This window comes from Streptomyces sp. NPDC050287 (genome assembly GCF_044459385.1).
Taxonomy (GTDB): domain Bacteria; phylum Actinomycetota; class Actinomycetes; order Streptomycetales; family Streptomycetaceae; genus Streptomyces.
Window position 1 is genome coordinate 271536 of record NZ_JBITIY010000012.1, and the last position, 11776, is coordinate 283311.

The 11776-nt window shown below is 68.2% G+C and carries 10 protein-coding genes and 5 pseudogenes; 3 read left to right on the forward strand and 12 right to left on the reverse strand.

The window, feature by feature from the left end:
* Positions 1–106: 106 nt before the first annotated feature.
* From ACIBK3_RS35260 to ACIBK3_RS35270, 3 genes and pseudogenes are all read right to left on the reverse strand, one after another.
* A pseudogene (locus ACIBK3_RS35260) lies at positions 107–540 on the reverse strand (SDR family oxidoreductase); the annotation flags it as partial.
* Between the two features lie 53 nt (positions 541–593).
* Entirely contained in the window at positions 594–2126 is a 1533-nt protein-coding gene (locus ACIBK3_RS35265; protein ID WP_399371681.1) for an alpha/beta hydrolase, read from the reverse strand.
* A gap of 812 nt (positions 2127–2938) precedes the next feature.
* Positions 2939–3343 carry a helix-turn-helix domain-containing protein gene (locus tag ACIBK3_RS35270; protein ID WP_132887351.1) on the reverse strand — a complete coding sequence of 135 codons (405 nt, stop codon included), beginning with the start codon at positions 3341–3343 and terminating at the stop codon, positions 2939–2941.
* Positions 3344–3486: 143 nt separating this feature from the next.
* Between ACIBK3_RS35270 and ACIBK3_RS35275 the strand changes: the two genes are divergently transcribed.
* A complete protein-coding gene (locus tag ACIBK3_RS35275) occupies positions 3487–4359 on the forward strand; it encodes an SDR family oxidoreductase (RefSeq protein ID WP_399371683.1) in 873 nt (290 codons plus the stop codon).
* A gap of 45 nt (positions 4360–4404) precedes the next feature.
* Here ACIBK3_RS35275 and ACIBK3_RS35280 read toward each other — a convergent pair whose 3' ends face one another.
* The 3 genes from ACIBK3_RS35280 to ACIBK3_RS35290 all read right to left on the reverse strand — a co-directional run bounded on the left by ACIBK3_RS35280 (position 4405) and on the right by ACIBK3_RS35290 (position 6484).
* Complete coding sequence (locus ACIBK3_RS35280) at positions 4405–4647, reverse strand: hypothetical protein (protein WP_399371685.1); 243 nt, start codon at positions 4645–4647, stop codon at positions 4405–4407.
* Between the two features lie 107 nt (positions 4648–4754).
* Complete coding sequence (locus tag ACIBK3_RS35285; RefSeq protein ID WP_399371686.1) at positions 4755–5390, reverse strand: transposase; 636 nt, start codon at positions 5388–5390, stop codon at positions 4755–4757.
* Between the two features lie 230 nt (positions 5391–5620).
* Positions 5621–6484 carry a LysR family transcriptional regulator gene (locus ACIBK3_RS35290; protein WP_399371687.1) on the reverse strand — a complete coding sequence of 288 codons (864 nt, stop codon included), beginning with the start codon at positions 6482–6484 and terminating at the stop codon, positions 5621–5623.
* Positions 6485–6577: 93 nt separating this feature from the next.
* Here ACIBK3_RS35290 and ACIBK3_RS35295 point away from each other — a divergent pair, with 93 nt between their 5' ends.
* Positions 6578–7462 (forward strand): aldo/keto reductase family oxidoreductase, encoded by an 885-nt coding sequence (locus tag ACIBK3_RS35295; RefSeq protein ID WP_399371688.1) that lies wholly within the window; start codon positions 6578–6580, stop codon positions 7460–7462.
* 170 nt (positions 7463–7632) lie between these two features.
* Here the strand turns inward: ACIBK3_RS35295 and ACIBK3_RS35300 are convergent, their stop codons facing one another.
* The 4 genes and pseudogenes from ACIBK3_RS35300 to ACIBK3_RS35315 form a co-directional block, all read right to left on the reverse strand.
* A complete protein-coding gene (locus ACIBK3_RS35300) occupies positions 7633–7767 on the reverse strand; it encodes a hypothetical protein (protein WP_399371689.1) in 135 nt (44 codons plus the stop codon).
* Positions 7768–7900: 133 nt separating this feature from the next.
* A pseudogene (locus ACIBK3_RS35305) lies at positions 7901–8805 on the reverse strand (alkene reductase).
* A gap of 96 nt (positions 8806–8901) precedes the next feature.
* Positions 8902–9843, reverse strand: coding sequence for an alpha/beta hydrolase (locus ACIBK3_RS35310; protein ID WP_399371691.1), 942 nt, complete (start codon positions 9841–9843; stop codon positions 8902–8904).
* A gap of 325 nt (positions 9844–10168) precedes the next feature.
* Positions 10169–10414, reverse strand: a pseudogene (locus ACIBK3_RS35315) (transcriptional regulator); the annotation flags it as partial.
* Between ACIBK3_RS35315 and ACIBK3_RS35320 the strand changes: the two are divergent.
* On the forward strand, positions 10334–10516 hold the full coding sequence (locus ACIBK3_RS35320) for a hypothetical protein (protein WP_399371701.1): 183 nt from the start codon (positions 10334–10336) through the stop codon (positions 10514–10516). The pseudogene ACIBK3_RS35315 and the gene ACIBK3_RS35320 sit on opposite strands and share 81 nt — an antisense overlap.
* A 106-nt stretch (positions 10517–10622) precedes the next feature.
* Here the strand turns inward: ACIBK3_RS35320 and ACIBK3_RS35325 are convergent.
* Together ACIBK3_RS35325 and ACIBK3_RS35330 are read right to left on the reverse strand one after the other, a co-directional pair.
* Positions 10623–11144, reverse strand: a pseudogene (locus tag ACIBK3_RS35325) (XdhC family protein); the annotation flags it as partial.
* A gap of 204 nt (positions 11145–11348) precedes the next feature.
* A pseudogene (locus ACIBK3_RS35330) lies at positions 11349–11776 on the reverse strand (transcriptional regulator); the annotation flags it as partial.

Below are 11776 nucleotides of genomic sequence, written 5' to 3' on the forward strand. Positions count from 1 at the left end.
TGGCCCAGTCGTGTGCGGCGCCCCTCCCATCCGGAGCCGCGCCAGGCGAGCGGCCGGCCTCGACCACACCTGCGACCACCGCCCGAGGACGTTCGCAGCGCGGGCGGGCGTAGGCAATGGCCTCCGCGATGGCTGAGGCGGGCAATGCCACGGCGCGGTAGGTCTTCATGGCCTCTCTGGCGGCAGGGTCGGAGATGCTGTCGGCGAGTTCGGACTCGGTCACGCGTGGGGAGACGAGGACGACCCGGATGTTCCCGGTGGACTCCTGGCGCAGTCCTTCGGAGATCGCCCGGACGGCGAACTTGGTGGCGCAGTAGACGGCTGCGATGGGGGAGACCTCGTACGCGCCGACCGAGGCGATGTTCACAAAGTGCCCGCCGCCCTGAGCGCGCATCACGGGCAGGGCGGCGGCGATACCGTGCAGGCCCCCCGCACATTCACGTCGATCATCCGGTCCCACACGTCGACCTTCAGAGCTTCCAGCGGCGAGAGCGGCATCACTCCCGCGTTGTTGACCACCACGTGCACTCGGCCGTCCCGGGAACGAATCAAGATCAGCGGATCAGGTGAACGGTCGAGGTCAAACACCAAGCTTACGTGCAGGACGTGTCGCCACGCGGTAGTTCACTCGAGACGAAGAAGGCCTCCAAGGCGCCTATAGCGCAGGCATTCGGCTCAGGATGAACCAGCACTCCGTGGCCCCCTGCATCGACGTCCACCAAGACCGCATCACCACCCATTGCCTGGCGCATGCCACGAGCGGTACTGAGCGGAGTGGCCGGGTCGCGTCGATTCTGCAGAATCAGTACATTGCGCTTTCCAATGGGTTTGACCTTCGGCTCAGGGCCGGCTGGTTGCGAGACCCAGGCCGAACAGGGCGTGATGTTGGCCGGAGCACCCGCCGTGAGTGGGAACTTCGCCCGGTCGACAGCGGTGTTGTGAGCATAAGTCCTGATGTTGCGTGGCCAGGCCTTGTCCCCACAGCTGATCGCCCAGCCCGCTGAATAGAGATTGTCTTGCGGAACTCCCTGCATCGTGCCGTTGGCGACGAAGTCGTGGGTCAGTTCCGTGAGGAAGGTACGGTCGGCGTCGCTGGGATTTCCTGCTGCGACGCCGACTGCGGCCTGCCACAGCCGGGCAAGCATGGGCGCCGGCGACTCTTTCGTCGCGATCATGCTCGCGTCGTTGTACGAGAGCTGCCAGGTGAAGAAGCGTATGAGATTGCCGTTGATCGGGGCCTTGGTGCCCGGCAGCGAGACGGGCCGACGATCGAGCTCGGCCGCCAGGGCAAGGTAGTTTCGCCGCACGTCACTGGGCGTGCTGCCGAGACCGACTGTGTCCTCATGGGCGACCGCGAATCGGGCAAGATCGGGCCAGCGGTCCTCCATGGCTTCACTGAATGTACGGAAGTCGTCGTAGCCGCGCTTGTTGGGGTCGACCGAACTGTCGAGCACCACTCGGTCGACATTCTCGGGAAACAGCGCTCGGTAGATCGAACCCAGGTAGGTGCCCCAGGAAATGCCGTAGTAGGAAACGGAGCGCTCTCCGAGCGCGCTGCGGATCCGGTCCATGTCCCTGGCGACGTTCGCAGTGGTCAAGTGCGGCAACAGTTCAGCTGAGTTGGCTGCGCACTGGTGGGCCATCCGCTTGGCGTATGCCACGTTGGCGTTGATCGAACCGTCCGCGCCTGGGAAGGAGAGCACCTCCAGCTGCTCATCGCGGACGAGTTCATCGGCGTCCCGGCCGCAGTTCATCGGAGTGCTGTGCCCGATGCCGCGAGGGTCGAAAGCGACCAGGTCGTAGCTGTCTCGCACTGCCTCAGGCAGGAGACTGCCCATCGCGGTAGGAACGTCCAGGCTGGAGCCGGGGCCCCCGCCGTTGAGCATCAGGACGCCCTTGCGCTTCTTCGGATCGGCTGCAGGGATCCGGGACACTTCGATCGCGATCCCTTGTCCCTCCGGATCCTTGTAGTCCAGCGGCACCTTGAGCCTGGCGCATTGCTGCGGGGCCGGGGCGTCCGTGGGGCACGCGCCCCACTTAAGCGTGGATGGATGCATCGCTGTCGCCTCGGCCGACTGGATCATGATGGTTACAGCGCCGACACCGAGCGCGGCGGCGGCAACCAAGGCAGGCAGTGTGCGCACACGGTGGCCTCGGTGCCGACCGTTGCGAGGGGAATTGTTCGAAGACACAAGTCGACCGTAAAGATCATGGTCAGGACAAGCTAACCCCCTGGCTACCGGGATGTGGGGCAGGCGGCGGTATGGACAACAAAGCATCGTTGGTGTATTTGCCAGACCGAACGTTTCGGTTCACGGTCTTCCCCGGCTCGTGACGTGGGGCTGGCCTGCGGTTCTTCGAGCCGGGTGGGCGTCGAGGGCCGGGCTTGGAGGGTCGGGGCACGTCGGCGGGACGGGCGGTCCTCACGCGGAGGTGGCGGAACCTCATGCGGACCCGGGCGGGGATGAGCCGGCGCGGTTCGGTGGGCCATTACCAGGGGCAGCGGAGGTCCTCGGCGAGGGGTCGGACGAGGCGGAGTTGGGTGTGGGCGGCGATGATCAGACAGGCCGACAGGCCGACAGGTCAGCATGTGCGGGTTGCGGACCTTGGGGACGGTCCAGCACACGGTCTGCTTGAACTGCCGGAAGGTACGTTCCAGATCGAATCTGCGGAGGAACGCCTGCAAGCGCAGGTCGACGTCTGCACCGGTCATCCCGGTGCGCGAGGACCACGGCCACACCGGGTTCCAGTCGCGGTCACCGGGCAGGTGCCCGACCTTCAGCCGGATCAACGTACCGTTCCGTACCGCTAACAGAGTCACGGCATTGCGTCTACTGAGGTTGAACTCGTGATGTCGCCGGGTTGCTCAGGTGAGTCTGATCGGCGGGCCGGTGTCGGCGAGGCGGCCGTCTATGAACAGACCGCCGGCCGCCGCCGATTACCGGGTGCGCTCAGTGCGGTCGTCGTACTCTTCTCGGGCGGTGATGACTTCTTCGATGTGCAGGACGGACCACTCCGTGAGCGCCTTCAGTGGTTCCCGTAGCGTCTGGCCGAGCGCAGTCAGCTCATATTCCACGTGCGGCGGCACCTCTGGGTAGACGGTCCGGCTGACCAGCCCGTCGCGTTCGAGGGTGCGCAGCGTCTGGGTGAGCATCTTCTCGCTCACGCCCGCCAGTGCCTGCCGGAGCTGGCCGAACCGGGAGGTCCCGTTCCGGCCGAGTTCGCCCAGCACGAGGACCGCCCACTTGCTGCCGATCTGGTCGAGCAGGTCCCGCGACGGGCAGCCGCGCTCGTACGGATCGAACGACGGTATGGGCCCGGTCACGTTCTCGACAGCAGTCATACGGCTCACCTCCATGCTATCCGTTCGGTAAGTACCATACCAAGAAGTGGCTACTCACCAAGAGAGAGTGTCCAGGTCATTCTGTGTTCCACCCCACTGCGGACGGACCGCGGCAGGCGTGCGAGGCACGCGCGAAGGAAGGAATGACCATCATGCCGATCGTCGTCACTGGAGCCACCGGTCAGCTGGGCAGGCTCACCATCGAGGCACTGCTGCGGCGCGGGATCCCGGCCGCGGACATCATCGCGACCGGCCGGGACATCGCCAGGATCAAGGACCTGGCCGACCGAGGCATCACGGTACGCCGCGCCGACTTCGCGGACACCGACGGCCTGGCCGAGGCGTTCGCGGGGGCGGACAGGCTGCTGCTGATCTCGGCCTCGGTCCCCGTGGGCGAGCGGGTCGCCAACCACCGCCGCGTGATCGACGCCGCGGCATCCGCAGGCGTGTCGCTAGTGGCGTACACGAGCACGACGCACGCGGACACGGCCACCACCGTCATCGGTGCCACACACAGCGAGACCGAGGCGTATCTGCGGGACCGCGGAATCCCCAGCGTGCTGCTGCGCAACGGCTGGTACCTGGAGAACTACACCAGCCAACTGCCGCAGATCCTGCAGAACGGCGCGGTCGTCGGCGCCGCAGGCGAGGGGAGGATCAGCGCCGCGTCCCGCGCCGACTACGCCGAGGCCGCAGCGGTCGTCCTCACCGCTGAAGGCCACACCGGCGCCGTGTACGAGCTCGGCGGCGACGAATCCTTCACCCTGACTGAGCTCGCCGCCGCGATCTCCGCTGCGGCCGGAAAGCAGGTTGCCTACGCTGACCTCCCGGTGGCCGACTTCGCCCAGGTACTGGCCGCCGCGGGCCTACCCGCCGAGCTGGCGGAGGTCCTCGCTGACGCTGACCGCGGCATGAACCGCGGCGAGATGTACACCGACTCGGGCGACTTGCGCCGCCTGATCGGCCGCCCGCCCGTGCCCCTGGCCGAGGCACTCGCGGTCGCCCTGCGTTACTGAGGTTGAACTCGTGATGTGGCCGGGTTGCTCAAGTGGGTCTGACTGTCAGGCCGGTCTCGGCAGGCAGCCGTCCATGAGTTCGCTGCGGTACTGGATGGGCCGTAGGCCGCGCCGGATGCGCTGGACGATGTGTTCGGGGGTGCTGAAGGCGACGTTGGGCGGCAGTTGGCAGATGGCCGGCCAGTCCCGGGCCTCGGCGAACTTTTGCAGGTCGGCGGCCTTGTGGACGTTGAGGTTGTCCCAGACGAGCACGATCGGGCCACCGAGCTGCTGGTGTGCTGCGATCAACAGGTCCCGGTAGTCGCGCCAGGAGAAGCTCTTGCGCCCATCGCGACGGCCGTCGTCATGGCGGGGCCGGTAGATGAGCCCGGAGCGGTGACCGGGTTTGCAGCAGGTCAGCGCGGCGATGGAAATCCGCCTGCGGGAGCGGCCGCGGACCCGCACCACCCGGGGTCCGGCCGCGCTGTGACCAGGTCTTCGTGTGCGGCGGCGTCATGGAGAATCCGGCTTCGTCCTCGAAGACAGGCAGGCTCCACGGGCCGCCGCGAGTCTTCCGCGCAGGGCCACACCTCCTTGACCCACCCGGCCACCGCCTCGTCGTCCCGCTCCATGGCCCGTCGGGCCGGGACCTGCCAGGCATGGCCTGCACGATCCAGGGCGTGCGGAAACTGCCGGCGCGTAACGACTGGTTGGAAGCGCCGACCGATCACCGTCTTGATCCGCGCCAGTGTCCAGCGCTGGTCCTCCCAGCCGTGCGCGGCCGACCCCTTGACCAGCTCCGCCTCCAGCCGCGCGAACTGCTCCTGGCTCAGCCTCGGAAGCGATGCCGGCCCCTGCGACCGCAGGGCCCGCGGACCGCCCTCCTCCCACTTCTGCCGCCACCGTTGTACCGAGCGGACGTTGACGCGCAGGGCCTTGGCGACGACCGAGGTCGCCTCGCCCTGGGCGAACCGCTCGGCCGCCTTGAGCCGTAACTCCTCGCGGAACTCCCGCCGTTCGGCAGCCAGCCCGCCTCCTTGTGGATACCGCATGCCCCGGTGATACCGCACGGACGACGAGCCATCAGCCCCTACGCCATCACGAGTTCAACCTCAGTAATGCCAGACCCAAGGCGGAGACGTCACGCCGTTTCGCACGGTTCGGCAAGGCGTCCACTGCCTGGTGCGCTGCCGACTGCCGAACAGGGCCATTGAATTTTCACAGTCCCATGCAAGCAAAAGGGGAACGCTGTGATGAGTCATCCGACGGTCTCCGAGGCCGGTCATAGCCGGGTGGCTGTGCGGATCAGCCCGGCGAGGGCGAGGGAGCGGCTGTGCGCGGGCCAGGCGATGTGGGTGACGACGGGGGGCGCGTCGGTCAGGGGGACGGCGGTGTGCTCGGCCCACAGCCAGGAGCGGGCGGAGTCGGGGAAGACGGCCACGGTGCGACCGAGGGCGATCAACTGGGCCAACTGCGTCTGGTCGCGGATCTCGGGGCCCGGGCCGGGTGGGTAGACACCGTCGTGGGCCCAGCGGGCGAGCGGAAGATCGGGGATGTTGCTGATGTCGGCGAGGGACAGTGTCCTGTGCGTGGCGAGGGGGTGCCCGGCGGGCAAGATGGCGATCTGTCCTTCGGTCATCAGTTCCTCACTGTCGAACCCGGTGAGGGAGTTGAACGGCGCGTGCATGAGCGCCACATCGGCGCGGCCGTCACGCAGCATCTCGCCCTGCTCGCACGTGCCGCTCGGCAGTACCTCGATCTCGGCGGCGTCGGGCTCGACCGCGTAGGCGTCGAGGAGTTTGTGCAACAGTTCGTGGGATGAGCCGGCCTTCACCGCCAGTACCAGGCGGTTGCGGGAGCTGCCCGGACGGTCGGCGCCGCCGGCACGGCGGGTGCGGCGGGCGGCGGCGGTGGTCGCGTCGAGGGCCGCGCGGCCCTCGTGCAGCAGCATCTCTCCGGCGTCGGTCAAGGCGACGCCGCGGCGGTTGCGCTGCAGTAGGGCGACGCCGAGGCGCCGCTCGAGCTGCTGAATCGCCCGGGACAGCGGTGGCTGCGCCATGCCAAGGCGCTTGGCGGCCCGGCCGAAGTGCAGTTCCTCGGCGACGGCCAGAAAGTACCTCAGCTCGCGGGTCTCCAAGGTGTCCATGACCCCAGCGTACCTCCGTGATACCCACTGGGTATGACAGGGCACCGTATCGGTATTGGATGCGATGCCTGTCCGGGAGTGACCATCGACGGCATGAGCGACACCACGAACACACCCTCCCCGTCACTGCCCGGCGGCACCTGGACCCTGGGTGACCTGACCGTCAACCGCTTCGGGTACGGCGCTATGCAGCTCGCCGGCCCCGGCGTCATGGGCATGCCCGCCGATCCCGACGGCGCGCTCGCCGTCCTGCGTGAGGCCGCTGCCCTGGGCATCACCCACATCGACACCTCCGGCGCCTACGGTCCACGCGTCACCAACCAGCTGATCCGTGAAGCACTGCACCCCTATGCCGCATCACTTCACATCGTGACGAAGGTCGGCGCGGTCCGCGATGAGCAGGGCGGCTGGCCCCCTGCCCGGCGGCCCGAGGAGCTGCGCCGCGCCGTACACGAGAACCTTGAGGACCTCGGAGTCGACGCTCTCGACGTGGTCAACCTCCGGCTCGGCGACGCCCAGGGCCCCCGGCCCGGCTCGCTCGCCGAGCCCTTCGAGACTCTCGTCCAACTCCAGCAGGAGGGCTTGATCCGGCACCTGGGAGTGAGCAACACGACGGCGGAGCAGGTCGCCGAGGCGCAGGCGATCGCGCCGATCGTGTGCGTGCAGAACATGTACAACCTCGCCTACCGTCAGGATGACGAACTGATCGACGACCTTGCCGCCAAGGGCATCGCCTACGTTCCGTTCTTCCCGCTCGGCGGCTTCACCCCGCTGCAGTCCGCGGCGCTGACCGCGGTCTCCGCCCGGCTCGATGCGACGCCGATGTCGGTCGCCCTGGCCTGGCTGCTGCAGCGGTCACCGAACATTCTGCTCATTCCCGGCACCTCGTCGGTGGCCCACCTGCGCGAGAACGTCACCGGCGCGGGACTCTCGCTCTCCGAGGAAGAACTCGCCGAGCTGGACAAGATCGGCCGCTGAACCTGCCCGGGGCGAGTCCGCCCGGTGAGGTCGAGCCGCGGATCCAGAGCAGGAGCCGCGAAACGCTGGAAGGAGGAGTCCGCTTCCGCGTAGCCGGGGGTTCCGGGGGGACTGAACAGGCTGCTGTCGTAGCTGGTCATGGATATTCCTCTGAGTCGCCGAGCAGTCGGTCAGGCTTCGAGTTCGGCACGGTGTGCGGCCAGGAAGTCGGTCAGGGTCAACAGATCCGGGTTGAACGCGCGTGTCGCTTCGCGCTCACGCAGGCCACGGTAGGACCCGGAGAACTCGGCGTAGTACTGGAACATGTTTCCCGCCGTACGGTGAAGGCGCCGTCGGCCAGCAGCGTACGCGCGACCGCACCTCCCTGAGTACCGGTCGCGCCGAGGACCGTGACCACGTTGTCGTGGGACATCGGAATTCTCCTGTCGGAAGTGCTTGTCAGACCAACGTCGCGGCGAGGGTGGGGTAGTCGGTGTAGCCGTGGTGGTCGCCGCCGTAGAAGGTGGCCGGGTCGGCCTGGTTGAGCGGTGCGCCGGAGCGGATGCGGTCCGGGAGGTCGGGGTTGGCCAATGCCGTGGTACCGACCGTGCGCAGGAGTTCCTCGTCGCCGCCGTGGATCAGGTGGAGGTAGGCGAGGCTCAGTGGTGCCAGGGCCGTGACGAGTGCCGGGTACAGGTCGCGGGTGTCGTGTTCGGCGATGTCGTTGTAGGGGTTGCCGGGGGAGAGGCGCAGACCGGTGCGGTCGGCGCCGATCTCGTCGGCCACCGCGGAGGCGACATCGACCGCGAAGCGGATGCGGTTTTCGAGCGGGCCGCCGTAGCGGTCGGTGCGCTGGTTGGTGTTGCCGGCGAGGAACTGGTGGACGAGGTAGCCGTTGGCGCTGTGGATCTCGACTCCGTCGAAGCCGGCTGCGATGGCGGCCGAGGCCGCATGGCGGAATTCGTCGACCACGTCGGCGACTTCGTCGGTGGCCAAGGCCCGGAAGGTGGGCATGTCCTGCAAGCCGGAGGTGGTGAACATCGCGCCCTTGGGCTGGATGGCCGAGGGGGCGACGGGCCGGCGGTGGTGGGGGTGTTGTCGGGGTGGGAGATGCGGCCGGTGTGCATGAGCTGGACGACGATGCGCCCGTCGGCGGCGTGCACGGCGCTGGTGATCTCCTGCCAGCCGGCGATGTGTGCCTCGGTGCAGATGCCGGGGGTCAGCAGGTAACCCTGGCCGTCGGCGGAGGGTTGGGTGCCTTCGGTGATGATGAGGGCCATCGACGCGCGCTGACGGTCGTACGCGCGGTTGAGGTCGGTGGGGACGCCGTCCGGCCGGGAGCGGTCACGCGTCATCGGAGCCATGGCGAGGCGGTGCGGCAGCTCGATGGCGCCGACAGTGATGGGGTCCAGAGAGTCATCACATTCTTTCCGTGCAGTGGATGGCTCGGTGGTCGCGGCTCAGATCGACTTCAGCACCCGGACGCGGTCGGCGATGGCACGCCGCGCGACGTCGGAGGTGAAGGCGATGGAGTCGAACTCGTGCGGGACGCCGGGGTGCAGGTGGAACTCCACCGGCACGCCGGCGCGGCTGAGCTTGGTGGCGTAGGCGGTGTCCTCGTCGCGGAACAGGTCGAGCTGGCCGACCTCGATGTAGGCCGGCGGCAGGCCGGTCGCGTCCTCGAGCCGGGCCGGGGCCGCCGTGGCCGGGACGTCGGACCCTCCGACGGCGTCGCCGAGGAAGGTCCGCCATCCGGTGACAAGGTCGCCGTAGTTGTAGATGAAGGGCGCAAGGTGGGGGTCGGGGGCGCCGGTGCGGTCGTCGAGCATCGGCATGATGAGGATCTGCCGGGCGATCTTCGGGCCGCCGCGCTCTCGCGTCAGGATTGCCACGGCTGCGGCCAGGCCGCCGCCGGCGCTGTCGCCCATCACGCCGATCCGGCCGGGGTCGACGCCGAGCTCTGCGGCGTGCTCGTGCAGCCAGCGCAGCGCCGCGTAACCGTCTTCGAGCGGGGTCGGGAAGGGGTGCTCGGGGGCGCGGCGGTACTCGACCGACAGCATCGGCACGCCGCTGGCGGAGACGTAGCGGGCGAGAGTGCCGTCGAAGTGGTCGATGTGGCCGAAGAAGTATCCGCCACCGTGGAAGTACACCACCGCCGGACCCGGGGTCGCGCCCTCCTTGGTGTACCAGCGCATCTGGATCCGGGTGGCGTCGTCTGTGGTGGCGTAGCTGTCGCTCATCCGGACGTCTTCGGGGAAGGGCTGAGCGGTGCTGGAGGCTGCGAGGATCGGCTCCCAGAAGGCTCGCCGCCCCTCGACGTCGTCACGTGGGGGCTGGAATGCGTCGGTTCCGCCCATCTGGGCCAGGACGTCGGCTACTTCCGGGTCGAATTCGAGTGTCATGATCTCGGTCTTTCGCTGCGTGGGGTGAGTGGCAGAACAGGCTGATGGCTGGCCGAGCCGTCGCGGGCCGATCTCCGCCAGCGGCACTCGCTGCGCCGCATCAACGCGCAGCTCACCGGACGTCGATCAGCGCCACCAGCCGCGACAGTTGCTCGGCGTCGCCGCGTTCGACTGATCAAGCATGTCGTCGACCGGAATCCGGATGAAGGTCCTGCCTGACCCCGGACAAGTTGTCCGTGGTCAAGCATGCGATGCGGTAGAGACGGACAGGGGGCGGCGAGACGGCGGACCACCCAGCGCCGCGGCATCCGGGAAGCCCGACGGGCTACTTCCGTACGGCGGTCAGGAGCTGGAGTTTCTCATGGCTCGGGGAGCCGGGCGTCGCGGAGAAGACGAGCAGTTCCTGTGCCGCGTCACGGTCCACCAGCCGTTGTGCGTACATCTCGGGCTCGCCGAGTTCGGGGTGCAGGTAGGGCTTGAGGTCGTGGTGGTGAGTGACGTCTATTTCGTGTCGTCGCCAGACCTCGCCAAATTCCGGGCTGGCTTCCAGCAGGGCCGCGACGATCTCGGCGGGCCCGCCTTTGGGATCTGCGGTGTAGGCCGCCCGGAGTTCGGCGGTGAAGACCCTGCCGCGTACTTCGTGTCATCGGCAACGTCGACTTCTCCACCATGACCGCACCCGTGCTGGTCGTCGCCGGCGACAAGGCGACTCCCGGCACTTCACGGACATGCCCGCTGCCGGCGGCGAGCGCCCTTTCGGACCAACGTCTCGAGCGGATGCGAGCGTCGCAGACGGTCACGTGGTATCCCACGGACTTGCCCGTCCGCACGAGCGCCTCCGCGAAGTCGATCGTCCCGAAGACGATCATGCGGGGCGGTTCGACACTGGACTCGACGAGCAGCGTCACACCGCCCGGGCAGTGCGAGCCGTCCTCCGAGACGTCGGCCGTGCCGGTGCGACCGGTGTCCAGCAGCGCGCGGTTCTCGGCGGCCGCCGCCCGGTCCAGCCGCGGATCGCCGCCGAGACCGCCCTCGTACGTCCCGTCGGCGCGGACCAGCAGTGCGCGGCCGAGCAGTTCGTCCGGGCCCCGGACCACGCGGGCGGCCCGCGGCCGTCTCGCCACCGGCGTCGGCCGAGAGCGCCGTCTCGAACACCCGCCGGTGCGGCGCGTCTCCACGGACCGGGGTGACCAGGACGTCGATCACCCCGCCGCAGGTCAGGCCTACCGCGAAGCGTCCTCGTCGCTGTAGCCGAACTGTTCCCGTGCTACGCGGCCGTCCTGGAGCGCCTGGCCGCACAAGCCGCAGACCGTAAGCCCGGCGGGTGCGGTCCGCTTGCACTGTGGGCAGTGAAACGACGGCGGTCCGGCGGGAGGAACGGTCGGAGGAGGACTGGTCGGCCAAGCCCAACGACCCCGCTGAAACATCTCGAGAATCCGCACCCCTCCATGATGCTTCCCGATGGTCGTCACAACCGTGCAAAGCGCACCATCAGAAACGACGTCTTAAGCGCCTACGGCTGCGAGGAGTTGGAGTTTTTCGTAGTCCGTTGAGCCGGGTACGGCGGAGAAGACCAGCAGCTCCTGGGCCTGGTCGGGGTCCACCAGCCGCTGGCAGTACAGCTCCAGCTCGCCCAACTCCCCGTGCAGGTAGCGTTTGAGGTCGTTGTGGTGGGTGACGTCCACCTCGTGCAACTTCCAGAGGTCGGCGAATTCCGGACTGACCTCCAGCAGTGCCGCGACGATCTCGCCGGCCCTGCCCTGAGGGTCCGCCGTGTACGCCGCTCGGAGATCGACGGTGAACACCCTGCCCCGCAGGGCGTGGTCCTCGACGGGATAGAGGCTGCGTTGCGCCGGGTCGGTGAACCAGCGGTAGACCAGGTAGCGGGACATTCCGCTGAACCGGGTGTAATCACCCAGCAGGGCAACCGCCG